Genomic DNA, 23,992 nt, shown 5'->3' on the forward strand with positions numbered 1-23,992 from the left:
TACCTGCTTCCTAGGAGAGTCGGTTCTCGGACGTCACGGTGGGACGGCCGCCGAGGTACAGCTCGGCGAGTTGCGGGTCGGCGAGGAGCTTCGGTGCGGGACCGCTGATGTGCACTCGGCCGAGGTCGAGCACGCAGCCGAGGTCGGCGGTCTCCAGGGCGCGCCGGGCGTTCTGCTCGACGAGCAGGATCGCGAGCCCGGCCTCGCGCATGGCGACGACCTGCTCGAACACCACGGCGGTGGCCTTGGGATCGAGGCCCATGGACGGCTCGTCGAGCAGCAGGACCTTGGGGCTCACCATCAGCGAGCGGGCGAACTCCACCTGCTTCTGCTGGCCACCCGACAGCAGCCCGGCGAGCGAGCGCCAGCGCTCGCGGACCACCGGGAAGAGGTCCTGCACGAACGCGATCCGCTCGGCGACCCGCGCCTTGTCGGCGACCGTGTACGCCCCCAGCGTGACGTTCTCGGCCACGGTCATCTCGGGGAACACGCTGTGGCCCTGCAGCACGTGGGCCACGCCCGCGGCGAGCATGCGCTGCGGGGAGAGGCCGGTGACGTCCTGCCCCGCGACGCGGACGGCACCCGAGCGCGGCGCGAGCAGCCCGCTCGCGACCTTGAGCACGGTCGACTTGCCGGCACCGTTGGGCCCGACCAGGCAGACCACGGTGCCCGCGGGCACGCTCACCGACAGCCCGCGCAGCACGAGGGCGGCGCGGCCGTAGCCGGCCTCGATGTCGCGGAGTTCCAGGAGTGGTTGGTCAGACACCGAGGTACGCCTCCAGCACCGCGGGATCGGCCCGGACCGTGTCCGGCGGGCCCTCGGCGATCGGCCGCCCGCGGTCGAACACGACCACGTGGTCGGACAGGCTCATCACCAGCTCCATGTTGTGCTCGACGACGATGAAGGTTCGGCCTTCGGCGTTGAGCTCGCGCACGAGCGTGGCGATCCGGTCGATCAGGGCCGGGTTCACGCCACCGGCCGGCTCGTCCAGCATGATCGTCTCCGGCTCCGCCATCAGGACGCCTGCCAGCTCGAGCAGCTTCTGCTGCCCGTAGGACAGGTCGCGGGCCTCGACGCCTTCCAGGTGGTCGATGCCCACGCGGCGCAACCACCCGCGGGCCCGTTCGATCTCCGCCGTGCCCCGCGCCGAGCCGAGCAGCGCAGCGACGCCGCGGGGGCGTGCGGCGGCCAGCACGTTCTCCAGCACCGTCATGCGGGGGAAGATCCGGCACAGCTGGAAGCTGCGCCCGATGCCCGCTGCGGCGATGCGGTGGGGCGCCTTGCCGGTGACGTCCCGCCCGCGGTAGCTCACCGTGCCGGAGTCGGGACGGATCATCCCGGTGACGCAGTTGAAGAACGTGGTCTTGCCCGAGCCGTTGGGCCCGATCACCGCGTTGATCTTCCCGTCCTGGAACTCGACGGTGGCGTGGTCGACGGCGCGCACGCCGCCGAAGGACTTGGTGAGCCCGGTCGTCGCGATGTTCGTCGTTGAATTCACAGCTTCACCTGCTCCCGCAGCTCCGCGGCCGTGACCTCGCGGATCGAGCTCTGCTGCGGCCGGAACCGGGCGAGCAGCCCCTGCACGGCGGGGATGACGCCGTCCGGCATGAACAGCACCACGACCGCGAGCAGCAGCCCGGTGGCGACCAGGTGGAACTGGGTCTCGCCGTAGAACACCTTGAAGTACTCGATCGCGGTACCGACGACCAGCGCGCCCAGCATCGGCCCGAACAGGTGCCGCACGCCGCCCAGCAGCGCCATCAGCACCATGTAGGAGCCGATCAGGATGGAGAACTGGAAGATCGGGTCGAGGTCGCCGAACCACAGCGCGTACAGGCCGCCGCCCAGCGCGGTGAACGTGGCCGACACGACGAACGCGACGAGCTTGTAGGCGAAGGTCGGCACGCCGAGCGACTGGGCCTTGTCCTCGTCCTCGCGGATCGCCTTGAGCCCCAGCCCGAAGCGCGACCGGTCGATCGTCCACCAGGCGAGCAGGGCCACGGCCAGCAGCGCGGCGAAGAGGTAGAAGAAGACGGCGTGGTGCTCGGGGCGCAGCAGGTCGGGGAACGGCCGCGGCACGACGAGGCCGTCGGATCCGCCGGTGAAGTCCCGCCAGCTCTGGAACACCAGCAGCAGCACCAGCACCAGCGCGATCGAGACGATCACGAACGACGCCCCACGGACCCGGAGCGCGGCGATGCCGATCGGCACCGCCAGCACCGCGACGATCACGCCGGCCAGCCCGAGGGCGAGGAAGCTCGGCACACCGGCCCGCACGATCAGCAGGCCGGTGCCGTATGCGCCGAGGCCGAACCAGGCGGCGTGGCCGAGGGACATGTAGCCGGTGAACCCACCGACGAAGTTCCACGACGTGGACAGCACCGCGTAGGACAGCACGACGATGCCCGCGGACAGGATGTACGGGTTCGGGCTCCAGAGCGGGAACGACAGCACCGCTACCGCGCCGACGACGAGCGCGCCGAGCCGAGAAACGTCGTGACGACTAAAAGCGCTGGGCAAGGCGGCCTCCGAAGAAGCCCTGCGGGCGCACCAGCAGGGTGGCGAAGAGCGCGAGGTAGAACACCGTCTGCGCCCACGTGGTGCCCAGCGGCAGCTGGAGCAGGCTCTGCCCGATCCCGAGGACCATCGCGGCGATCGCGGCACCCGGGATGCTGCCCAGCCCGCCGACCACGATGATCGCCATCAGCGGACCGATCCAGTGCCAGTGCAGCGACGGGTAGATCGTGGAGTCCAGCGAGAGCGCGGCCCCGCCGACCGCGGCCGTGGCCAGGCCCAGCCCGAAGCCGTAGCCGGCGACCTTGTCGGTGTCGATGCCGATCAGCCGCGCCGCCTGCGGGTGCTGGATAGTCGCGCGCAGCGCCTGGCCGAACCGGCTGCGGGTGAGCAGCAGGTACAGCGCGAGCAGCGACAGCGCGGCCAGCCCGAACGCGATCAGCTTGACGACCGCCACCTGGGCGCCGAGGACCTCGATGCTCGCGGCGCTGTAGGACAGCTGCACACGCCGCTGGGTGCCCGAGTAGACGAACCCGAGCATGCCCTCGATGGCGAGTGCCACCGCGAACGTCAGCAGCACCGACATCATGGTCACCGTCGCAGGCCGCAACCGGGCGATCAGCAGCCGTTGGAACCCGACGCCGGCGAGGAAGAACAGCGGCACGGTGACCACCAGCGACAGCAGCGGGTCGATGCCGAAACGCTGGTGGACGTCCCACGCCAGGTAGGCGGCGAGCACCAGGAACGCCGCGTGGGCGATCATCACCACCCGCATCACGCCGAAGTACAGCGTGAGCCCGGCGGCCAGCAGCGCGTAGAGCCCGCCCAGCAGGATGCCGAGCAGCAGGCTCTGGAAGAGGAGTGATCCGGTCACCAGGTGGCCTTCGGGTAGGTGAACTCCGCCTCAGCGGTGTCCTTCGGCAGCACGATCCGGATCTGGCCGTCGACGTACTGCTGGATGAGGTGAGCGCTCTGCGGCCTGCCCTGGGCGTCCCAGTTCAGCGGGCCGACCACGGTCTCGACGGTGTTGGTGCGCAGCCAGTCGATGAGCCGCTGCTGGCAGTCGCCCTGCTCGGCGCATCCGACGGCCTGTACGGCGGCCGCGACGACCTGCCCGGTGGTGTACGCGTTCGCCTCGTCCTCGGTGGGCGGGCTGCCGAACTGCGCGGTGTAGCGCTGCACGAAGTCGACGTTGGACGGGTAGGGCGCCTCCGGCGTGTAGCCGGTGGGCGAGACGATGCCCTCGGTGGCCCCGCCGATCGCGGCGGAGAACTCCGGGTTGGTCGGCGCCGTGGTGAACGCGGCGAGCTTGGGCTGGTAGGCGAGCTGCTGCAGCGCGACGATCAGGTTGACCGCGTCCTGGTACTGGGTGCCGCCCACCACGATGTCGGCCCGCGAGTCGGCGATCTGCGCGGCGATGGAGGAGAAGTCCGTGGTGTTGGGCGGGTAGACCTCGTCGACCACCGTCTGGATGCCTGCCGCCTCCAGCTTGGCCTTCAGCCCGTAGGCCGTGCCCTGCGCGAACGGGTCGTCCATCGCGGCGTACGCCGCCGTGCGCGGGCGTTCCCCCTCGGGCATCGCAATGATCGTCTCGGCGAGGTGGTTGTAGTGGTCGTCCGCGACGGCGGGGGCGGCGTAGAAGAGGTTGTCGAAGCCCTGCTCGAACACCTGGGCCGCGGCGCCCGCCGGCTCGACGAACAACATCCCGTACTCCTGCGCCACGCGCGCCGACGGCACGACGAGGCGGGTGGAGAACGGCCCGAACACGAGGTCGACCTGGTCCTGCGCGATCAGCTGCTCGTAGTCGGCCACGACCCGGTCGGCGTTGGACTGGTCGTCGAGGATGCGCAGCTCGACCTGCCTGCCGAGCAGGCCGCCACCTGCGTTCACCGCGGCCGCCCACGCCTCGTACCCGCGCTGGACCCCCTTGCCGGGCTCGGAGAAATCCCCGGTGAGCGGCAGCGAGATGCCGACCGTGATCGGCTCGGACGTGTCGCCGCCGCCCGTCCCACCTCCGCCGGAGCACGCGGTGAGGACCAGCGCCGAGACGCCGGCGAGGCATCCCAGCCGAAGGGCGGTGCGGGCGTTCATCGTGGGGAACTCCTCCTCGTCGAGGAACGTAAGCGCTTTCGTAAGCGTTTGCGTAGACTACGTTCGACCCCGCGAGCTGGCAAGGAGGCAACGATGCCCAAGCCCCGGTCGGCGCCACGCCTCGCCGACGTCGCGGCACGTGCGAGCGTGTCGATCGCCACGGCGTCCCGGGCGCTCGCGGGCCGCGAGGGCGTGAGCGAGGCCGTCGCCGCGCACGTGCGCGAGGTGGCCCTGCGGATGGGCTACGTCGCCAACGTCCACGCGCGCACGCTCGCAGGCGGCGCGACGTCCACGGTGGGCCTGATCGTCCACGAGATCGGCGACCCGTACTTCGCCGAGATCGCGAGCGGGGTGATCGGCGTGGCCGCCCAGCGCGGGCTCTCCGTGCACATCTGCCACTCCGGGCGCGACCCCCGCAACGAGCTGCACCAGATCCGCACGCTCATCGCCCACCGCACCGACGCGATCATCGTCGCCGGGTCCGGCTACATCGAGCCCGCGATGCAGGCGGAGTCGAACGCCGTGCTCACCGCGTTCCAGGAGACCGGGGGGCGGGTGGCCGTCATCGGACGCCACCACCTCGCGGCCGACGCGGTGCGCCCCGACAACGAAGCGGCGGGCGCCGCCGCGGCCGCACACCTGCTGGAGCTCGGGCACCGCCGGATCGGGGTGATCGCCGGTCCCCCCGCCCTCACGACCGTGGCCGACCGGCTCGGCGGCGTCGGGCAGGCGCTCGCCACCCACGGGCTCACGCTCGACGACGTGCCGGTGCTGCACACCGACTTCACCCGCAACGGCGGGGCCTCCGGCGCCGAGCAGCTGCTGACCGAGCACGGCGACCTCACCGCGCTCATCGCGCTGAACGACCTGATGGCGATCGGGGTGCTGTCGGTGCTGCGCGCCCGGGGGATCTCCGTGCCGGGGCGGATGTCCGTGGCCGGGATCGACGACGTCGCCGTCGCGGCCGACCTCGCCCCCAGCCTCACCACCGTCCGGCTGCCGATGACCGAGATGGGCGAGCTGGCGCTCACCATGGCGCTCAAACCCCCGTCGGCGCGCAGGCGGCGCAAGAACACCGGCCACGAGCTGATCGTGCGCGACTCGACGGGCCCGGCAGCTCGCTAGTGCTCCCCGCCGGAGGCACTAGGCCGTGGGGAGGCGTCGTGCGGTGCTCGGCCGGGAGGCCGACCTGCTCATCCGCCGGTCACTCCAGCGCCCGGAGGCCGAGCGCGTTCCAGCCGCCGGTCGCGCGCTCCGGGTGTTGCACCAGGCCGCCAACCCGGACCCGCTGGCCGCTGTGGTGCACGCGCTCAGGTCCGCGCACGAGATCCTGCGGGGCGCCGAAGCCGGTGCGTTCCTCGACGCGGCGCTCCGCGAAGCGCGCGGCTAGTCCGACCACCTCAGAACGACCGGCGCAGCGGGGTCGTCGTACCCGAGGACCACGTCGGCGATCCGCACCGGGTCCACGGTGCCCCGGTACATCTGCTGGCCGGGCAGGTAACGGCGCAGGTAGCGCTCCCGGACCACATCGGCGGATCCGAACAGCTCGACGTCCCGGACGAGAGCCCGGCGCAGCGTCTCCGCGGGACTCACGTCCAGGTACACGGACATCTCCCAACACCCCGCCAGCTCGGCGGACAGCAGGAAGACCCCGTCCACGACGAGCACCGCGTCCGGCGGTGCGACGCGGGCCGGTCCCCGGTGGGCCTCCTCGGTGCGCAGGTCCCGCAGACCGGGCCGGAACCGGCCGTCCCCACCTGGTCCGAGCGGGTGCAGGACGAGGCGTCTCAGGGCCGGGAAGTCGAAGCAGTCCCGGACGTACCCCTCCGGCGAGAGCGGGCCTCGGCGGTAGCGCTCGTGGCGCGGCCGGTGGAAGTCGTCGATGCTCACGCGCAGCGCAGGCCGCCCGGATGCGCGCACGACCTCGGCCAGGTCGTCGGCCAGCGTGGTCTTCCCTGCGGCGTCGGGACCGTCGATCGCGACGCGGACGGTGCGCTCCGCCGGGCGGCCGCACACCATCCGCGCGAGCCGGCCCAGCAGCTCGGCCTTCATGTCCGTGCTCGTCATGCCGGCTCGTCGGCCAGGTACGGCGGGGCGGGCTCGTACTGGATCGTCCGCATGACGGCGCGGGCGTGGTCACGCCCGTGGAGCCGCCCGACCAGCCACAGCGCCATGTCGATCCCCGCGGACACGCCCTGGCTGGACACCATGTCACCGTCGACGACGTAGCGGGCGTCGCGCACGACCGTGATGTCGCCGAGCCGCTCCAGCTCGTCCTCGAGCGCCCGCTCGGTGGCCACCCGGCGACCGCGCGACACCCCCGCCGCACGCACCAGGAACGCGCCGGTGCACACGCTGGTGACCCACCCGGCACTCGCGGCCGCGGCCGTGATCCAGTCCGTGACCGCGGGATTGGCCATCTCCGCCTCGATGCGCGAGTGGGCACCGCCGGGTACGAGCAGCACGTCCAACGGCGGGTGATCGTCGAACGTGTGGTCGGGCAGCACCCGCATACCGCCCGCGCAGCGGACGAAGCCGGGCCGCTCCGCCACGAGCACCACCGTGTCGGCGCGCTCCCGGCGCCGGGAGGACCCGTGGAACACCTCCCACGGTCCGACGAAGTCGAGCTCCTGCACCCCGTCGAAGACGAGGATCCCGTACGTGGTCACCGGCTGTGCACCTCCACCATCTCGTCGTCGGCGGGCGCGTTCCGCGCGTCGGCGATGAGGCTGCCCACCACGAGCACACCGCCCACCAGATCCAGCCACGTGACCCGCTCCCCCAGCACGAGCACCGCGCCGAGCACGCCGAAGACCGGGATCAGCGTGAGGTAGGTCGCCGCCCGCGCGACGCGCATCCGCGTGAGGGCGGTGAGGTAGAGCCAGAACGGCAGCGCGTAGTTGAGGATGCCGGCCGCGGCGATCAGCAGCAGCTGTCCGGGCGTCGCCGACGGCAGCGGACCCCCCAGCGCGAGCTGGCAGACGAGCACGAAGCCGAGCGCCCACACCTGCTGCGTGAGCGCGGCGGGGAGCGGCTCGACGGCCGCGACCTGCCTCGAGGCCACCACGACGTACAGCGCGGCCGCTGCGACGCTCGCGACGATCATGCCGTCGCCCGCCCACGAGCCGCTGCCACCGTCGGCCGAGAACGCCACCAGCACCGAACCCGCCGTCGCGCCGGCGATCACGACGAGGAGCCGCGGCCGCGGGCGTTCCCGCAGCAGCACCCATGCGATGAGCGGAACCATCACCGGTTCGAGGCTCCCCAGCACGCTCGCGTTGGCGGCGCTGGTGAGCGCGAGGCCTGCGAGGGCGAACTGGTAGGCGATCCCGGGCTCGAGCAGCCCGACCCACCCGTGCCTCCACGCCCCCGCGAGCCGGGCGCCGGTGGCGGCGCAGGCGGCGGCCAGCGCGCCGACGGAGGCGATCAGCTGCACCACCAGCACCGAGCCCGGCGCCGCCCCGGTGACGTCGAGCGCGACCTTCGTGAGGACCAGCCCGGCCGCCCAGGTGGCGGCGCTCGCCACCATCAGGACCGGCCCGCCCGCCCTCATCCGCTCGTCCCGATCGCGAGGGTGACGGGGCACCGGTCCTGCGGGCAGCGGTACTCGTCGCACAGCCGGCAGATGTGCTCGGCCGACTCCTCGTCGCCGGTGACCGCGGCGAGGATCGCCGAGACGACCCGCTCGACGTCGGCGCGCTCGGCGGGCGCGAGCCGCCCGATCGTGCGTTCCAGCCAGGCGATGCGGGCGTCGGCCTGCCGCTGCCACACCTCCTCGCCCGCGGCCGTGAGGTGCAGCGAGACCGTGCGGCCGTCCACCCCAGCGCGGCGTTCGACGAGCCCGGCCGCGGCGAGCCGGTCGACGGTGCGCACGGTGCCGGGGTGCGTGATCCCCAGCGCGATCCGCACCGCGCCGATGCTGCAACCGGGCGCCACCCCGACCGCGTTGAGCGCCGCGGCGTCGGTCGGCGCCAGGCCGGACGACGCCGCCAGCTCGGCCGTCTGCGCGTCGGCGAGGGCGATGCCCAGTGCGCCGAGGAGGTTGGCGGTGCGAGAACACATGACTCAGTTATATAACGAAGTCATATGTCCGTCAACGCCCAGCTCGCCCTGATCGCATCGACAGCTCGTTCCCAGCTTCGGCCACCAAGGTCGGCCCCGGCCGCAGCGAGGGACCGCGGCCGGATCAGGAGAGAACGAGATGTTCGAACTGCGGACCGGTCGTCGGTGGCTCCCCGCGCCCCTCGCCGCGGCCGGCCTGGTCGTGCTGACGGCGTGCGGCGGCAGCGACCCCGCTGCGCCGGCCACCGCCCCGGCCACGACGGCATCGGCCGACGCCTTCGCCGAGTGCATGACGGAGCAGGGGATGCCGGCCCCACAGGGGGGAACGAGGATCACCGGACCGGGCCCGGGCCAGCCGGACCAGCAGGGCGCGCCCATGACCCGCCGCAGCGCGCCACCGGCGCCCGACGGCGTCGATCCCGAGAAGTGGGAGGCAGCGCTGGAGGCGTGCGGCCACCTGGGCGTGCGGCGGACCCTCGCGCCGGGCGAGGGCGGCTCGTAGAACGCGCGTGTCGGGCGTGCATCGCTGCGCAGGCAGCCATGTACGCCCGGGCATTGCGGATCTTCGCGCGGCCTCGTCGCGGCCGCCGCGACTGCCCGGCGAGGGCCATGACGGCGACGGTCCCACCGGCGGGCGTCGCGTCAGCCGAGGTCACGCGGCCGGGCGATCTTTTGCCCGACCCCCCTCGATCGGGAACTTCCGGGCCTGCCAAGGTGGGCCGAGTGCGACTCGTGTTCGGCCCCGACGATCTGGAGGAGTACTCCGCCGTTCGCGACCGCCTGCGGCTGCACATCGTCGCGTGGGCCCGCAGGCGAGGGATTGCGGTGGAGCCGTCGCTGGTAGCAGCGGCCCTCGACCACAAACACAGCGTCGACGGCCGGCTCGGGCACTGGACCAGACGCCACGTCGCCGACGCGCTCGCCGTGTGGTTCCCGCGTACGGTCGCGCTGCTGGAGGACGACCGCGACGCCGTCCCCACCGCTCTGCACGCCCTCATCGGCTTCCTCGACGACCACGAGTGGCTGGATTCGCGCTCGGCGCCCGCGGCCGAGCTGCACGAGCAGGTCCGCGATTCCACGCCCGCGCTCCACGACGCGCTCGACGACGAGCGCAACCACGACCTCGGCACGTTCTGGGCCGTGCAGATGCTGCGCCACGGCGTGCCCACCGCCGATCCGGCGGCCGTCGCGCGGTTCCTGCAGCAGGTGCACGCGGGCGAGCTGGAGATCGACCGGGCGGCGCTTGAGGAGATCCAGCGCCGGCACGCCGACGAGAGGCAGGAGCCGCCGCAGCCGGAGCTGCCGCCGGTCCTGCCGCCGAGCGCGGCGCAGATGCTCGCGGCCGCCGACTCCTCCGTGGCGCTCGCCCGGCTGCGCGCGTTCACGCGCTGGGTACGCGCGGGGCGCGCGCTCACCCGCGAGGGACGGCTGCTGCTCTCCGACGCCCGCGCCGTGGCCGACGCGCTCGACCTCGACCACTTCTCCCGCGACCGGGCCCGCACCAGCGACGACATGCCCGAGATCAGCCTGCTCCTGCACTGGGCCCGGCAGGCCCGGCTCGTCAGGGTGGTGCGCGGGCGGCTCGTCCAGGTCCGCAGCGCGGCACCGCTGCTCTCGCGGCCGATCGAGCTGTGGAAGCGCGCGTTCGAGGCCGTCGGCGGGATCGGCGAGCACTTCGGCGGCAGCAACGTGTTCGGGGCGCCGTCGCTGTTCGGGATGAGCCTCGGCGAGGCCTACCCGATCCTGCTGTACCAGCTCTACGCCGCAGGCGGCGAGCCGATCCCGGTGGAGCGGTTCCACCGGGCCGTGCGCGACACCGTGAACGAGCGCATGGGCTGCGTCGTCGACGACCTCGCGGGCGATGTGGAGCACCGGCTGTGGCGCCGCGACGTCACCGCACTGCTCGACGCGCTGGAGCTGCTCGGCGCCGTCCACCTCTCGGAGACACCCGGTGTGGAGGACGGCGAGGACATGGCCGAGCTCATCGCGCTGGCCGGGCGCGACGACCCCGACCCCACCCTGGTCGCCCTCACGCCGATCGGGATCTGGGCCGTGCGGGAGTTGCTCGTCGAACGGGGAGTGCACGCGCCGCTGGTCGGTGAGCTCGCCGACGAGGACATTGAATACGTGTGCGTACGCATGGCCGGCCTGCCCAAGGACGTGGCCGAGGCCGAGCTCACGGCGTGGGTGCGGGGCCGCTCCGGACGGGCGGCAAGCCACGAGATCATGCGCTATCTGCAGCGCGTCGAGGTGCCTGCCCACCGCGAGCTGGCGCTCTTCGCGCTGTCCCGATGCGGCACGCCGGGGCGGGAGACGAGCCGGTGGCGGGGCCGCGTGAGCGCCGCACTGCGGGCGCCGTCGACCGGCGCCCAGCCCCGCGTCGAGTGCGACGCCCGGCTCGCCCGCCCCTGACACCACACCATCGGGTGACACGGGCGCCACACTGTGACACCGTGACGCGGCCGCGCGACTACGGATGCGAACGACAACAGCATCCGGCCAGAGCGCCGAGAGAAGGAGCCGACGTGGCCACGCCCGACCCCTACCAACACTGGTCCGGGGCGCCGAAGCACTGGGTGCACGTCCCCGCGCAACGGAGCGGCCCGCCAGGACCCGACGAACTGGACGCTGCGGCAGGCAGTCCGGGCGGCGAGTACGGCAGGGCCTCGCGCGGGGGGTGGACCGTGGCCGCGATCGCGCTCGCGGTGGCGGTCGCGGCGTTCGTCCTGATCGGCACCGGGAGCGCGATGACCGGGCACGAGGCGCCACCCCCGCAGGACACGCCGGGCGTGGTGATCCGCTGAGGCCCTACTCATGTAACGCGGGTCACAATGAAGTGCGAACCGTGGTTGAGACACGAGTGGGGGCCGGCCATGCGCACGATCGTCCTGCTCCTCGCCGCCTGCCCGATCCTCCTCGTACCGGGCGTGGCCGCCGCAGACTCGGACACCTACGCGGTCAGCCGATCGTGGGAACTCACCTACGTGCACGGCGACCCGAGGATCGTCCCCGACGTCGAGGACGACGTCGTCGAGGTCACCTGCCACAACGAGGACCAGATGAAGGACTGGTGGGTCAACGACGAGGACCTCGTCGACGAGGCCCGGGAGCGGGCCGACGGCACCGGGGTCCAGGTGCAGCCCGAGTTCACCGGGGAGACGGAGACCCTCAAGATCACGATCGCGTGCGAGAAGGCCTGACCGACCGGGTTCAGTCGACGACGACCTCGTCGAGCACGCCCTCGTGGATGTCGAGCACGAACCCGCGGACGCGGGTGTCCGGGTGCAGGAACGGGTCGTGGCGCAGCTGGGTGACGTCGCGCCGCACGCTCTCCGCCGGGTCCCGGAACGCATGGGTGCGCCAGGACGGCCGCATCCCGGTCTCCTCGGCGAGCTCCTCGCAGAACTCGTCGTCGGTGAACGTGGCGAGGCCGCAGCCGTTGTGCTGGACGAGGAGCACGTCGCGCGTGCCCAGCTTGCGCTGGCTGATCGTCAGGGAGCGGATCACGTCGTCGGTCACGACGCCGCCCGCGTTGCGCAGCACGTGCGTCTCGCCGATGTCCATCCCGAACAGGGCGAAGACGTCGATCCGCGAGTCCATGCACGTCACGATGGCCGTGTGCAGGGAGGGCGGGACCGCGAGCCCTTCCGCGCTCGCCGCGGCGAGCCGCCCGCCGCCCGCCTCGTACCGTTTGATCAGCTCCTCGGCGCTCACGGCAACAATTAACCACGTCGCGCGCCGATCGGCCGGGGTCGAGCCACCGGATTGGGGGCGATCTCACGCTCGCCGCTGCCGCCGCACCTGCCCGAGGTGCACGCGGGTCCGGGTGATCGTCTCCGGATCGTGCACCTGGACGGTCCCGGTGCCGTCCGGGATCGGGATGCGCTGACGCACGCTCAGGTTGAGCTCCCCTGCCGCAGGATCCGCCGGTCCTCCGACAACCTGTGGCCCGCGCCGGTCGTCACCGGGGCGCGCCGCCGGCCGCCCGCAGCAGGCCGTCCAGGTGCGCGGTCAGGGCGGCGAGCGCCTCCTCGTGGGAACGCAGGCCGACGAGGACGTGCAGCGTCAGGCCGTCCGCGAGGGCGAGCAGGCTGACCGCGGCGCCTCGGGGGTCGAGGGCGGCCGACACCTCTCCCGCGTCCCGTGCGGCCCGCAGCAGGTCCGCGACGATGTCTCCCAACTCGGTGTAGACCTTCTGGTACAGCCGCGCCGACTGCGACTCGACCGCCGCCTTCCCCACGTAGCCCGCCCACACCCGTGCCTGGTCCCGGTACTGCTCCCCGGACAGCAGTACCTCCGTGATGACGTCCTTCAGCACGGCGCCGGGCGACGCGTTCCCCCCGGCGCCTGCGACGCGGTCGTGGATGCGCCGGGCCGCGCCCTCCACCATGTGCTCCAGCGCGTACCGCAGCATCTCGTCCTTGCTGGCGAAGTAGTGCTGCGCCGAGCTCAGTCCGGCCTCCGCGGCGACGTCGCGCATGCTCACGGCCTCGAACCCACCCCGGCCGACGACCCGCCACAACGCCTCGGCGATCCGCCGGCGTTGCGCCTCGTGATCGACCTTCTTCGGCACCCGAGCTCCACCCGCCTCCGCCTTGACCCGTCCCGCGCCGCCGTTTATCTTACGGCCGTAAAATATTACGGCGGTAAGAAAACGATGCCGCTCGAACACGAGGACATGGCCATGACGGCGACCATCAGAACGCTCTGAACGCCTCACGGTCACGCCAGGAGACCCACACCACGACGGTTCCCTTCGACCGAGAGGAGCACTGCCATGACGACCACCACGGCGGACACCGTCCTGTCGCTCGGGATGCATCCGAGCGCCATCGACTTCAGCCGCTACCCGGGCATCGACGAGTCGATGCTGGCGGCCCGGATCGAGGCGGGCGAGGCGGCCCTGTGCGAGGCGGGCTTCGACATCGTGCCGTGCCGGCTCACCTCCGACGACCCGGACGACGCGGAGGAGAAGATCCGCGAGACCGTCGCCGCTCACCCCGTCCAGGTCGTGGTGATCGGCGCGGGCCTGCGGATGGCGGAGGAGTACACCCTGCTGTTCGAGCGCGCCGTGAACCTGCTCGTCGACCTCGTGCCCGGGATCAGGTTCTGCTTCAACACGTCGCCGGACACCACCATCGACGCGTTGCGCCGATGGGCGCGCCGCGGCCGGACGCGCTGAGCGCCGCCCCCCTCGTCACCTGTCTGATCGTGGAGCGAGACCGCCGGCTCGATCTGCTCGACGTTCTCTGGCCGGGCGCCTGACCATCGGGAGCCATGCACGAACGGCACTCTCGTCCGATCGTGCTGCACGAGAGTGCCGTTCGTCCGATCATCAGGCGCGGCCCAGCTGGACCACCGCCCAGGACAGCGGCGGCAGGGTGAGGGTCGCCTGCCCGTCCGCGACCTCGACGCCGTCGAGTGGACGCAGGCTCACGCGCTCTGGGTGCTGCTCGTCGTTGGTCGTGTGGCGGTCCTGACCCTCCGCCGTCGCGAGCACCGCAGCGTGCTGCACGCGCAGCTCGCCGAAGCCGCGGACGCCGACCTCCACCGTGGCCGCCTCGGCCTGGTCGCGGTTGGCGAGGAAGAGCGACACCAGGCCGTTCTCGGCGTCCCAGGTGCCGGAGGCGTCCACCAGGTCGACGTCACCGAACCGGGGCGTCTCGTAGCGGTCGCTGCGGACCCGGACGTCCAGGATCTCCCCCGCCGCCCGCCGCCGGACCTGCTCGAACGGGTGAGCGATCGTCTGCTTCCACGCCGGGCCCCCCGGCTCGCTGCGCAGCAGGCCGATCACGTTCACCAGCTGCGCCTGGCAGGCCACCGTGACCCGGTCGCCGTGGCGGAGCAGCGAGTTGAGCAGGGTGCCGACGACCACGGCGTCGGTGATCGAGTACTCGTCCTCGATGACCCGCGGCGCGACCTCCCACTCGCTCTCGCCCTTGGCGATCGCCGACTCGCGGTGGCGCGACTGGTACCAGACGTTCCACTCGTCGAAGGAGATGTCGATGTGCTTGCGGTGCTTGCCGCGGGCGCGCACCGCGTCGGCGGTGGCCACGACCGATTCGATGAAGGTGTCCATGTCCCGGGCGCAGGCGAGGAAGTCGCCCGGGTCGTCGTGCTCCTGGTAGTAGGCGTGCGCCGAGATGTAGTCGACCTGGTCGTAGGTCTCCTCGAGCACCACCCGCTCCCACTCGCCGAACGTCGGCATGCGGGAGTTGGAGCTTCCGCATGCGACCAGCTCGATGCTCGGGTCCACCAGGCGCATCGCGCGGGCCGTCTCGGCGGCGAGCCGGCCGTACTCGGCAGCGGTCTTGTGCCCGACCTGCCACGGCCCGTCCATCTCGTTCCCCAGGCACCACAGCTTGATCCCGAAGGGTTCGGCGTTGCCGTGGGCTCGGCGCAGGTCGGAGTACTTCGTGCCGCCGGGGTGATTGGCGTACTCCAGGATGTCGCAGGCCTCCTGGATGCCTCGGGTGCCGAGGTTGATCGCCATCATCGGCTCGGTGCCCGCGGCCTTGGCCCAGCGGGCGAACTCGCCGAGACCGAACTCGTTGGTCTCGATCGACCGCCACGCCCGGTCGAGCCGCCGCGGCCGCTGCTCCTTCGGGCCGACGCCGTCCTCCCAGTAGTAGCCGGAGACGAAGTTGCCGCCCGGGTAGCGCACGACGGTGGGACCGAGCTCCCGCACCAGGTCGAGCACGTCGGTGCGCAGTCCGTCGGCGTCGGCCTTGGGGTGGCCGGGCTCGTAGATGCCGGTGTAGACGCAGCGGCCCATGTGCTCGACGAACGAGCCGAACAGGCGCCGGGGAACCGGGGCGATCGTGAAGTCGGGGTCGATGGTCAGGCGTGCGCGGGGCAAGTGATTCCTTCCTCGGGTCCTACGTTCCGCCGAGGCCGGTGGTGGCGACCCCGCGGATGATCTGGCGCTGGAACAGCATGAACACGACGATCAGCGGCAGTCCAGCCAGGATCGCCGAGGCCATCACCTGGGCGTATCTCACCCCGAAGGCGCTCTGCACCTGCACGAGCCCCACCGGGAGCGTCATCAGGCCGGGGTCGGAGGTGATGATGAACGGCCACAGGAAGTTGTTCCACGCGTGGATGAACACGAAGATCGAGACGGCGGCGAGGATCGACCGCGACAGCGGGAGCACGATCTGCAGGAAGATCCGCAGCTGGCCGGCACCGTCCACGCGGGCGGCCTCCTCCAGCTCGCGCGGGATGCCGTCGAAGAACTTCTTGAGGATGAACACCATCGCCGGCAGCACCAGCTGGGGCAGGATGATCCCGGCGTAGGTGTCGGCGAGACCCATCGCGAGCATCTGCCGGTACAGCGGCACGATCAGGATCTGCGGCGGCACCATGATCCCGGCGATCGTCAGCGCGAACAGCACGTTGCGGCCGCGGAAGCGGGTGCGCGAGAACCCGTAGGCCGCGGCGGCGGACAGCGCGACGGTGAGCACCGTGATCACCACCGTGACCACCGTGCTGTTGACGAACCAGGTGACGAGGTTCCCGTTGGCGAGCACCGAAGCGTAGGCCTGGAGGGTGAACCCGCGGTCGGGCACGACCTCCAGCGGCACGACGGTGGTGTCGGCCTCCTGCTTGAGGGAGGTGACCACTGCCCAGAAGAGCGGGGCCAGCCAGAGCACGGCCAGCACCGCGAGCGCGGTGATGATCCCCGCCCGTGCGAGCGGGGTGTAGCGCCGGATGTCCGTCGGCTCGGCGGCCCGCGACCGGGCTCGGGGCAGGACGGGGGCGGTGGCGGGATTCGCGGTGTCGGGCGCGGTGGTCACGCTTCACTCCTGCGGCTGAGCCGGGCCTGGACGAGGGCGATCAGGATGATCAGCACGAAGAACACGTAGGAGATGGCCGACGCGTACCCCAGGCGGTAGTCGGTGAACCCGGTGTCGTAGATGTACTGCAGGATCGGCGTCGCCGACCCGCCCGGCCCCCCGTTGGCCCTGAACAGGATGTAAGCCTGGTCGAACAGCTTGAGCGAGGCCAGCACCTGCAGCACGACCACCAGCCCGGTGGTGCGGTTCAGCAGCGGGAGCGTGATCCCGAACAGCCGGCGCCATCCGCCCGCGCCGTCGATCTCCGCGGCCTCGTACAGCTGCGCCGGGATGGCCTGCAGCGCGGCGAGGTAGAGCAGGAAGTTGAAGCCGATCGTCCACCAGACCGTGAGCAGGACGACCGACCACAGGCCCACGGCCGGATCGGTGAGCCACCCCACCTCGGGCAGTCCGATCCCCGTCAGCGCCGCGTTGAGCAGGCCGTAGTCGCCGGAGAACAGCCACTGCCAGATCAGCACGACCGTGGCCACCGGCAGCAGGAACGGCGCGAAGTACACGAAGCGCCAGAGCCACTGGCCCCGCACCCCGGTCTGCACGAGCAGCGCCATCACCAGTGCGATCACGACCAGCGGGATCGTGCTGCCGATCGTGAACAGGACCGTGATGCCCAGCGTGCGCCAGACCTCGGCGTCGGCGAACAGGCGGACGTAGTTGTCGAGCCCGACGAACCGCGACTCGGCCCGCACCAGGCTGGTGTCGAAGAAGCTCATGCCGAGGCCGTAGAGCAGCGGCCACAGCACGAACGCGGCGTAGACCGCCATGAACGGCAGGACGAACCAGATCCCGCCGCGCCCGCCCACGAGGCTCGGCCCTCGCCGCGGGGCGGTGGGCTGCTCGACGCGACCCGGCGCCGCGACCGTCCCGGCGCTCATCCGACGACCTCGCTGCGCTCGGTCGACGGCTTCGCCGGCTCGCTGTATCGATGGTTCACTCGCTGACGCTCGCTCACAGTGGGCTCCCCAGGGTGAGCTGGTCGTCGAGCCAGCCGATCAGGTCGTCGGCCCCCTGCTCGGGCGTGAGCGACCGCCCCGTGACGCCCTGCAGGCTCTGCCCGGCCCGCGCCATCAACGTCGATCCGGATCCGGAGAAGTAGGCCTCCGGGTCGAACTCCACCACCTGCGCCGCCTCCCGATAGTTCGACACCGGTTTCTCGGCCAGGTACTCGGGGCTGTCGGCCACCGCGGACAGCGCCGGGATGTGGCCGCCGCCCGCCGCCCAGGCGAGGCTGTTGCGCAGCATCGACACCGCCATGTCGTACGCGGCGCTGCGCGCCGCCGGATCGACCTGGGCCTGCGTCGGCAGCACGAAGCTGTGGCTGTCGGCCCGCACGTACGGGGTGTCGCCGAAGAGCGCGGGGAACTGCGTCATCGAGAACGGGATCCCGGCCGTGCGCGCCGAGGTCACCTCCCACGGGCCCACGAACAGGAACCCGGCCTGCTGGCTGGCGAACGCGGCGGGCGAGGACTGGCCGTCGAGGCTCGGTGAGCAGATGGTGCCGTCGCACAGGTCGCGCAGGAACGTCATCGCACCGACCATCGCGTCCCGGTCCACCTCGGCCGGGCCACCGTCCGGCAGCCGCATCTGCCCGCCGAGCTGGCGGTACGCCGACCAGAACGGCATCCAGATGTGCGCTTCGTGGAGCGAGCCGAGCGCGATGCCGATGGCACCGGTGACCTCGGCTGCCCGCCGCCCCGCGTCGAGCATCTGCTCCGCACCGTGGATCGGCGCCAGCGTGCCGTCCGGGGCGAGCAGCCCGGCCTTCTCGCAGATGTCGGTGTTGTAGTAGAGGACGAGCGGGTGGGTGTCGAGCGGCAGCGCCATCAGCCGGCCGTCGACCAGCACCCGGTCCAGGACGGGCTGCGGGAACTCGTCCAGCGAGACGCCGCGCGCGGCGAGCTCGTCGAGGTCCCACTCGTCGAGCAGGTCACGGCCGAACGTCGACAGCCGGGACCCGTGCATCGTGGCGAGGTCCGGCGCCCGGCCACCGGCACACGCCATCGCGAGCTTCGTGTAGTACGGCGGGCCCCACATCAGCGTCGTGTCCGTGACCCGCACGTTCGGCGCTTCCGTCCGGAAGCGGTTGACGAGTTCCACCATGAGCTTGCCGTCGCTGCCTCCGAAGAAGTTCCAGTACGCCAGGTCGACGGCGTCCCCCGACCCCCGCGCACACGAGGACAGGAGGGCGGCGCCGCCTGCGGCGGCCGTTGCGCGCAGCAGGGTGCGGCGCGAGAGGCGGTGCGAGGTCGTCATCGACCACTCCCCCTTTACATCGTGGTAAAACCCTTGCCGGAAGGCGTTTGCCTGTCAAGGGGGACGATTGGGGAGACTGCAGGAGTGGGTGCGCAGCGACGACCGGTGACCATGCGGGACGTGGCGATCGCCGCGGGAGTGTCGCCGAAGACCGTGTCCAACGTCGTGAACGACTACGTGCACGTCCGGCCCGAGACCCGCGCCCTGGTCCAGCGGTACGTCGAGGAGCTGGGCTACCGCCCGCAGGCGGTCGGCCGGCAGCTGCGCCGGGGACGCACCGGTGCGATCGCGCTCGCCGTCCCCCACATCGACGTGCCCTACTTCGCCGACCTGGCGGCCCTGCTCGTGAGCGCGGCTCGCGAGCGGGGGCTGACGGTCGTCGTCGAGCAGACCGACGGCGACATCGAACGCGAGCGCGAGGTGGCAGCCGGCTTCCCCGTCCGGTTCGCCGACGGGCTGATCTTCAGCCCACTCTCGATGCCCCCCTCGGAGCTGGAGGCGCCGCGTCACGACACACCGATGGTGCTGATCGGGGAACACGGCGGTGGGGCAGCGGTCGACCACGTGACCATCGCCAGCGTCGACATCGGCGCCGTGGCCACAACCCACCTCGCGGCATCGGGCAGGCGGCGCATCGCGATGATCGGCTACAAGAAGGCCCGGCCGTTGCCCGTGATGCAGCAGCGGATGCTCGGCTACACCCAGGCACTGCGCGCGGCCGGACTACCGGTAGACCGCGCACTGATCCGGGATGTGCCCGAGTGGAACCGCCAACCCGGCGCGGATGCCGTCGACGCGCTGCTCGCCGAGCACCCGGACATCGACGCCGTCTTCGCCGCCAACGACGTACTCGCCATCGGCGCACTCAGCGCGCTGCACCGCCACGGCCGCCGGGTGCCCGACGACGTGGCTGTCGTCGGGATCGACGACGTGCCCGAGTCCCGCTTCACCACCCCCGCGCTCACCACGGTGGCGATCGACAGGGCGTTCGTGGTCGAGTCGGCGCTGGAGATGGTCACCTCACGACTGGCCGACCCGACCCTCCCGCCCCGCCACCTCACGGCCCCGCACCGGCTGGTGGTGCGGGAGAGCGCGTGATCAGGCGAGGCCGAGCCCGAACGCCGCGGCGGCCAGTGCGAGGAAGGTGACCGGCGCACCCACCGCGTAGTTGCGCGCCCGCACATGGACGAGAACGGCGCCGACGAAGAACAGCACGAGGCCGGCCGCGGCAGCCGTGCCGACCAGCGGCACACCCAACAGCCCGAGCACCAGGCCGGCCGCTCCCGCTGCCTTGACCAGGCCCAGCGGGACGAGCCACGACTCGGGAACACCGACGCTCGCCGAGTTGGCGAGCACGAACTTCGCACGCACGAGGTCCGCGACCGCGGCCCAGACGTTGGCCACCACGGCGAGCAGCGTGACGACGACGTGTGCGGCGTGCATCAGGCGTAGGCCCCGACGACGGTCACCGGCTGCGGCCTCGGCGGTTCGGCGACCCACCGCGCGAGCTCCTTCTGGTACGCCCGGCATTCCGGGATGCCCAGCAGGGGGTTGTCCACCCCGTCCTCGAGCTCGAGGACGTTGAGGAATGTGACGCCGTCGGCGAGCTTCCACGAGCTGAAGCGCGTGCCGGGCGGCCGCTCGCGGTGGATGGCCGCGACCATCGTCTCGATCGCGGCCTCGACCGCGGGAACGTCGGTCGCGCTCGTGGTGAAGCGGACGATCTGCACGGACATGGGGCCCTCCCCTGCTCGGTCGGTCACCGGTATGACGGGCCGCGGGCGTCGAAGGTGACCGCCGGGTCGATTCGAACAGCCGCAAACGCGGAAAAGATACGCACACATCCGAGTGATCAACTATCACCGTGGGTGACAGGAGATTTGCCTGCCGCATTCGAGGCGGATCCGCATGTCCCTCGAAAGAGGGCGTATCCAAACGCAGCGCACTCGATTCACCAGATGGTGGTACGTCGTTTGTTTCGACCGACCGTGGCCAGTAGGTTTTTCCACAGTCAGCGAGGGCTCCCCGGTCATCGACGCTGACTCTGAATTGGAGCAGCTCCGGCTGAATCCGAATACTCACCAGGAGACAACTGTGCTGAAGAAGGCTGGAATCATCGTGGCCACCGCCGCGGCCGGTCTGCTCGCGGTCAGCCCGCTCGCCTTCGCCGGCGACGACCACGGCAAGACCAAGATCGAGGACGTCAACAGCATCGACGGCTCGAACAAGGGCCTGATCAACGTTGCCGGCAACAACGTCGCCGTGCCGGTGAACGTGTGCGACAACCAGGTTCCGGTGAACGTCCTGGGTGTCCAGGTTCCGCTCAACGGCACCCACGTTCTGCTCGACCTGACCGGTGCGCTGGGCCTCGGCGCGCTGGGCGAGGCCGACACGGACGCCGAGTCCGACGGCGACAACACGATCGACGACTCCTGCACGGCGGAGGCCGAGTCCGGCGACAGCGCCGAGATCGACGACTGATCTCCAGGATCGTCACCGACGACGGCGCCGGGCCTTCGGGTCCGGCGCCGTTGTCGTGTGTCCGTGCTGCGGGTCGGTCGGACCCGGCCCCGGGGGCGGCACCGGCGGCACCGGGTCCGGGCCGGGAGCCGGGATCGGCGGCGCGGGCTCCGGAGCCGGGGGCGGCACCGGTGGCGGCTCGGTGCAGACCGGTGCGGACGTCCTGACGATGCTCGCCGTGTCCATGCAGGTGCATACCCGCGCCGGCCGGACATCGTGCATCACGCCGTGCGTCTCGCCCGGGAGACCCGTGCGAAGTGCCCGGCCCGACCGTGACGGATCGCGATACCGGCCTGCGCCGCACCGGCCGAGCATGGACTCGGCGGCGACGGACGGAGGCCATCATGACCAGCACCGCGGTGCTCCCGAGGAGCACTTCCCGCTGGGTGCCGTGGGACGGCACGCCTCGGCGCGCCGACCTGCTCTGCTGGTACGCGCTCGCCGGGATGGCCGTCTTCTACACGGCGATGTGGCCCGTGCGACCGCTCCTCATCGGTTCGAACCCCGTGCTGCTGGAGCTCCTCACCGGCTCGAAGGAGTCGATCATCGCGGCGGGCGCGTTCGCCGGCGTGGGTGCGGTGCCGCTCCCGGTCGTGGTGGCCGCGGCGATGGTCGGGATGATGAAGTTCGACGCGATCGTCTGGTGGGCCGGCACGCTCTGGGGCAGGGGCATCGTCGGCAAGTTCGCCCGCAGGAGCAGGGTCGCGACGTGGTTCGCCGGCAAGGTGGACTCGGTCGGCCCCTGGGTGATGTGGCCCGCCGTCGCGATGGCGCCGTGGACCCCCGTCCCGTCGTCGCTGATCTACGCGGCGGCCGGGTGGACCGGGATGCGGCTGCGCACGTTCCTCGTCCTCGACGGCGTCGGCACCCTGGTGCGCGCGAGCATCTACGCGGGCCTGGGGTTCGCGATCGGGCAGCCCGCCGTCGACCTCGCCGAGACCATCTCCGCCAACGGCCTCTGGGTGTCGCTCGGCATCGTGGTCGTCATGGTCGTGGGGCAGTTCGCCCGGCGGCTGGTCGCCGCCCGCCGTGCTGGGCATGCCCTCGCTGTCGCTCGGCGTCCTCGTACCACTGCCGGTTCCCGTGATCATGGTGTGCGGCGCGTTCGGTGGTGGCCGCGCGCATGATCCGCGGTATCGGGTGTCCATGGTTGTTTCGACAGCAATGGGCAACCGCTGGTTCGGATCACGCCGCTCGTGCGCCGTGAGCACGGGCCTGTCGGGTCGATCTGGTCTGGTGGGGCTGCGGTGGGCGCGCCGTTCCCGGCTCGGGCCACACGGTGATCGCCCGCGGGAACGGCGCGCCCACGAGACGGCTCGTCACGAGCGACACCCGAAGCGTTCCGCTGAACGCGCCCACGGCAGCCGTGATCAACGGACCGGCACCAAGGCGGCCGGATACAGCCGTTCTCGCACCGACCTGCCGATGACGAGGCCACCGGCCATCGGGAAGCCTCCATCCACGGAGACACCGGTGTGGTTGCCTGCCCTTTCGCCCGGACCTGCGGGCGGTCCGGCTCAGAGGGTGGCGAGCACGCTCGCCAGCAGGGCGGCGCGGGCCGGCAGCGACGCCGTCTCGATCCGCTCGTCCGGGGCGTGGGCGCCGCCACCGAGCGGGCCGAAACCGTCGAGGGTGGGGATGCCGGCGGCGCCCGCGGTGTTGGTGTCCGCCCCACCCGCGGCCGGGCGTCCGGTGATCTCCTGCCCCACGGCGGCCCCCGCTTCCGCCACCCGCGCGAGCAGGTCGTCGTCCGGGTCGGACCAGGCCGGCCTGCTCGTCAGCGTCCGCACGCCTACCTCGGCACCCGCGCGGACGGGCGTGAGCCGCCCGAGCGCGGCGAGCACCCGCTCCTGGGTGGCGACGTCGGTGAACCGCAGGCCGACGTCGGCCGCCGCGCGGTCCGGCACGACGTTGGTGCGGCCTCCGCCGCCGACGGTGCCGACGTTGCACAGCACCGTCGGCTCGGCCGCCATGATCTCGCGGACCGCGTACAGCTGGTCCACCAGCTCGTCGATGGCCGACACGCCCGACTCCGGGTCGAGCGCGGCGTGGGCGGCCCGGCCCGCGACCTCGATCCGCACCCGCGTGCTGCCCAGGCGCGCGGACTTCAGCGCGCCTCCCGGGTGCGGTGACTCCAGGCCCAGCACCGCGACGGCGCCGGCCGTGTGGGCCTCGACGAGCGGACGGGCCGTGGGGCTGCCGACCTCCTCGTCGGCGACCACGACGAGGCGCACCGGCCGCGCGGGCGCCGTGCCGGACCGGCGAAGGACCTCGAACGCCAGCTCGGCGACGACCAGCCCGCCCTTCATGTCGTAGACGCCGGGACCGCGCAGCACGCCGTCCTCCTCGGCCAGCGGCATCGAGTCGAGCGTGCCGCGCGGCCACACGGTGTCGTGGTGGCCGAGCAGCAGCACGTGCGGGGCGTCGCCGCCGCCCCACCGCGCGACGAGGTGGTCGCCCGTCTCCTGCGCGACGCGCTCGGTCTGCGCGCCCAGCTCCCGGTAGCGCTCCTCCAGGACGTCCGCCAGCGCGTTCAGCGCATGCGCGTCGCCGGTGGGCGTCTCGTGCCGTGCGTAGGCGACGAGCCGCGCCACCGCTCCCTCTGCGAGACCGGCTGCAGCGCCGGAGAAGTCGGCCATGGATACGGACTATATCTTCGCGGCCTTCGTGTTGACAGCCTGCAGCTTCGACGGTAGGA

General features: G+C 71.9%; 28 protein-coding genes. 10 read left to right on the forward strand and 18 right to left on the reverse strand.

Going from position 1 to position 23,992, the window contains the following annotated elements; all coding sequences use genetic code 11:
• Positions 1-10 precede the first annotated feature (10 nt).
• Genes FHX44_RS06930 through FHX44_RS06950 form a run of 5 tightly spaced genes read right to left on the reverse strand, consistent with a single transcriptional unit; the run spans position 11 to position 4,606 of the window.
• The gene (locus tag FHX44_RS06930) at positions 11-766 is read right to left on the reverse strand and encodes an ABC transporter ATP-binding protein (RefSeq protein WP_147254708.1); all 756 of its coding nucleotides are present in this window, start codon (positions 764-766) and stop codon (positions 11-13) included.
• Entirely contained in the window at positions 759-1,499 is a 741-nt protein-coding gene (locus FHX44_RS06935) for an ABC transporter ATP-binding protein (protein WP_147254709.1), read from the reverse strand. Before FHX44_RS06935 ends, FHX44_RS06930 begins: the two co-directional genes overlap by 8 nt.
• On the reverse strand, positions 1,496-2,521 hold the full coding sequence (locus FHX44_RS06940) for a branched-chain amino acid ABC transporter permease (RefSeq protein WP_147254710.1): 1,026 nt from the start codon (positions 2,519-2,521) through the stop codon (positions 1,496-1,498). The genes FHX44_RS06935 and FHX44_RS06940 overlap by 4 nt, the downstream gene beginning before the upstream one ends.
• Positions 2,505-3,389: a branched-chain amino acid ABC transporter permease gene (locus FHX44_RS06945; RefSeq protein ID WP_147254711.1), complete on the reverse strand. Its 885-nt coding sequence runs from the start codon at positions 3,387-3,389 to the stop codon at positions 2,505-2,507. The genes FHX44_RS06940 and FHX44_RS06945 overlap by 17 nt, the downstream gene beginning before the upstream one ends.
• Positions 3,386-4,606, reverse strand: a complete 1,221-nt coding sequence (locus FHX44_RS06950) for an amino acid ABC transporter substrate-binding protein (RefSeq protein ID WP_147254712.1) — start codon at positions 4,604-4,606, stop codon at positions 3,386-3,388. Before FHX44_RS06950 ends, FHX44_RS06945 begins: the two co-directional genes overlap by 4 nt.
• Before the next feature lie 93 nt (positions 4,607-4,699).
• Here FHX44_RS06950 and FHX44_RS06955 point away from each other — a divergent pair, with 93 nt between their 5' ends.
• On the forward strand, positions 4,700-5,731 hold the full coding sequence (locus tag FHX44_RS06955; protein WP_147254713.1) for a LacI family DNA-binding transcriptional regulator: 1,032 nt from the start codon (positions 4,700-4,702) through the stop codon (positions 5,729-5,731).
• Between the two features lie 25 nt (positions 5,732-5,756).
• Positions 5,757-5,996 (forward strand): hypothetical protein, encoded by a 240-nt coding sequence (locus FHX44_RS06960; RefSeq protein WP_147254714.1) that lies wholly within the window; start codon positions 5,757-5,759, stop codon positions 5,994-5,996.
• Here FHX44_RS06960 and FHX44_RS06965 read toward each other — a convergent pair.
• The 4 genes from FHX44_RS06965 to FHX44_RS06980 are packed head-to-tail and all read right to left on the reverse strand — an operon-like array spanning position 5,993 to position 8,668.
• Positions 5,993-6,673: a nucleoside/nucleotide kinase family protein gene (locus tag FHX44_RS06965; RefSeq protein WP_212612366.1), complete on the reverse strand. Its 681-nt coding sequence runs from the start codon at positions 6,671-6,673 to the stop codon at positions 5,993-5,995. The two genes, FHX44_RS06960 and FHX44_RS06965, sit on opposite strands and share 4 nt — an antisense overlap.
• On the reverse strand, positions 6,670-7,275 hold the full coding sequence (locus FHX44_RS06970) for a DJ-1/PfpI family protein (protein WP_147254715.1): 606 nt from the start codon (positions 7,273-7,275) through the stop codon (positions 6,670-6,672). Before FHX44_RS06970 ends, FHX44_RS06965 begins: the two co-directional genes overlap by 4 nt.
• The gene (locus FHX44_RS06975) at positions 7,272-8,159 is read right to left on the reverse strand and encodes a DMT family transporter (RefSeq protein WP_147254716.1); all 888 of its coding nucleotides are present in this window, start codon (positions 8,157-8,159) and stop codon (positions 7,272-7,274) included. The genes FHX44_RS06970 and FHX44_RS06975 overlap by 4 nt, the downstream gene beginning before the upstream one ends.
• On the reverse strand, positions 8,156-8,668 hold the full coding sequence (locus FHX44_RS06980; protein ID WP_147254717.1) for a MarR family winged helix-turn-helix transcriptional regulator: 513 nt from the start codon (positions 8,666-8,668) through the stop codon (positions 8,156-8,158). Before FHX44_RS06980 ends, FHX44_RS06975 begins: the two co-directional genes overlap by 4 nt.
• Positions 8,669-8,807: 139 nt before the next feature.
• Between FHX44_RS06980 and FHX44_RS06985 the strand changes: the two genes are divergently transcribed.
• The 4 genes from FHX44_RS06985 (at position 8,808) to FHX44_RS07000 (ending at position 11,868) form a co-directional block, all read left to right on the forward strand.
• Positions 8,808-9,170 (forward strand): hypothetical protein, encoded by a 363-nt coding sequence (locus tag FHX44_RS06985; RefSeq protein WP_147254718.1) that lies wholly within the window; start codon positions 8,808-8,810, stop codon positions 9,168-9,170.
• A gap of 221 nt (positions 9,171-9,391) precedes the next feature.
• Positions 9,392-11,080 (forward strand): hypothetical protein, encoded by a 1,689-nt coding sequence (locus tag FHX44_RS06990; RefSeq protein ID WP_147254719.1) that lies wholly within the window; start codon positions 9,392-9,394, stop codon positions 11,078-11,080.
• A 113-nt stretch (positions 11,081-11,193) separates the two neighbouring features.
• Positions 11,194-11,472: a hypothetical protein gene (locus FHX44_RS06995; protein ID WP_147254720.1), complete on the forward strand. Its 279-nt coding sequence runs from the start codon at positions 11,194-11,196 to the stop codon at positions 11,470-11,472.
• A 69-nt stretch (positions 11,473-11,541) separates the two neighbouring features.
• On the forward strand, positions 11,542-11,868 hold the full coding sequence (locus FHX44_RS07000; RefSeq protein ID WP_147254721.1) for a hypothetical protein: 327 nt from the start codon (positions 11,542-11,544) through the stop codon (positions 11,866-11,868).
• Between the two features lie 10 nt (positions 11,869-11,878).
• Here FHX44_RS07000 and FHX44_RS07005 read toward each other — a convergent pair whose 3' ends face one another.
• A complete protein-coding gene (locus FHX44_RS07005; protein ID WP_147254722.1) occupies positions 11,879-12,382 on the reverse strand; it encodes a beta-class carbonic anhydrase in 504 nt (167 codons plus the stop codon).
• A gap of 247 nt (positions 12,383-12,629) precedes the next feature.
• Entirely contained in the window at positions 12,630-13,241 is a 612-nt protein-coding gene (locus FHX44_RS07010; RefSeq protein ID WP_170308804.1) for a TetR/AcrR family transcriptional regulator, read from the reverse strand.
• Between the two features lie 204 nt (positions 13,242-13,445).
• Here FHX44_RS07010 and FHX44_RS07015 point away from each other — a divergent pair, with 204 nt between their 5' ends.
• Entirely contained in the window at positions 13,446-13,850 is a 405-nt protein-coding gene (locus FHX44_RS07015; RefSeq protein WP_147254724.1) for a hypothetical protein, read from the forward strand.
• A gap of 153 nt (positions 13,851-14,003) precedes the next feature.
• Here FHX44_RS07015 and arfA read toward each other — a convergent pair whose 3' ends face one another.
• The 4 genes from arfA to FHX44_RS07035 form a co-directional block, all read right to left on the reverse strand.
• On the reverse strand, positions 14,004-15,527 hold the full coding sequence (arfA, locus tag FHX44_RS07020) for an arabinosylfuranosidase ArfA (protein WP_147254725.1): 1,524 nt from the start codon (positions 15,525-15,527) through the stop codon (positions 14,004-14,006).
• A gap of 19 nt (positions 15,528-15,546) precedes the next feature.
• A complete protein-coding gene (locus FHX44_RS07025; RefSeq protein ID WP_147254726.1) occupies positions 15,547-16,464 on the reverse strand; it encodes a carbohydrate ABC transporter permease in 918 nt (305 codons plus the stop codon).
• Entirely contained in the window at positions 16,461-17,396 is a 936-nt protein-coding gene (locus tag FHX44_RS07030; RefSeq protein ID WP_147254727.1) for a carbohydrate ABC transporter permease, read from the reverse strand. The genes FHX44_RS07025 and FHX44_RS07030 overlap by 4 nt, the downstream gene beginning before the upstream one ends.
• Before the next feature lie 73 nt (positions 17,397-17,469).
• Positions 17,470-18,774, reverse strand: coding sequence for an extracellular solute-binding protein (locus tag FHX44_RS07035; RefSeq protein ID WP_147254728.1), 1,305 nt, complete (start codon positions 18,772-18,774; stop codon positions 17,470-17,472).
• Between the two features lie 111 nt (positions 18,775-18,885).
• Here FHX44_RS07035 and FHX44_RS07040 point away from each other — a divergent pair, with 111 nt between their 5' ends.
• The gene (locus FHX44_RS07040; protein WP_147260981.1) at positions 18,886-19,872 is read left to right on the forward strand and encodes a LacI family DNA-binding transcriptional regulator; all 987 of its coding nucleotides are present in this window, start codon (positions 18,886-18,888) and stop codon (positions 19,870-19,872) included.
• Here FHX44_RS07040 and FHX44_RS07045 read toward each other — a convergent pair whose 3' ends face one another.
• On the reverse strand, positions 19,873-20,217 hold the full coding sequence (locus FHX44_RS07045; protein ID WP_147254729.1) for a DoxX family protein: 345 nt from the start codon (positions 20,215-20,217) through the stop codon (positions 19,873-19,875).
• Positions 20,217-20,510: a hypothetical protein gene (locus FHX44_RS07050; RefSeq protein ID WP_147254730.1), complete on the reverse strand. Its 294-nt coding sequence runs from the start codon at positions 20,508-20,510 to the stop codon at positions 20,217-20,219. Before FHX44_RS07050 ends, FHX44_RS07045 begins: the two co-directional genes overlap by 1 nt.
• A 313-nt stretch (positions 20,511-20,823) precedes the next feature.
• On the opposite strand from FHX44_RS07050, the gene FHX44_RS07055 reads away from it, so the two are divergent.
• Together FHX44_RS07055 and FHX44_RS07060 are read left to right on the forward strand one after the other, a co-directional pair.
• A complete protein-coding gene (locus tag FHX44_RS07055) occupies positions 20,824-21,255 on the forward strand; it encodes a hypothetical protein (RefSeq protein ID WP_246170256.1) in 432 nt (143 codons plus the stop codon).
• Between the two features lie 383 nt (positions 21,256-21,638).
• The gene (locus FHX44_RS07060) at positions 21,639-22,421 is read left to right on the forward strand and encodes a DedA family protein (protein WP_147254731.1); all 783 of its coding nucleotides are present in this window, start codon (positions 21,639-21,641) and stop codon (positions 22,419-22,421) included.
• Positions 22,422-22,811: 390 nt separating this feature from the next.
• Here the strand turns inward: FHX44_RS07060 and FHX44_RS07065 are convergent, their stop codons facing one another.
• Positions 22,812-23,933 carry a M20/M25/M40 family metallo-hydrolase gene (locus FHX44_RS07065; protein WP_147254732.1) on the reverse strand — a complete coding sequence of 374 codons (1,122 nt, stop codon included), beginning with the start codon at positions 23,931-23,933 and terminating at the stop codon, positions 22,812-22,814.
• Positions 23,934-23,992 lie beyond the last annotated feature (59 nt).

The sequence above is a fragment of the Pseudonocardia hierapolitana genome (assembly GCF_007994075.1).
Taxonomy (GTDB): domain Bacteria; phylum Actinomycetota; class Actinomycetes; order Mycobacteriales; family Pseudonocardiaceae; genus Pseudonocardia; species Pseudonocardia hierapolitana.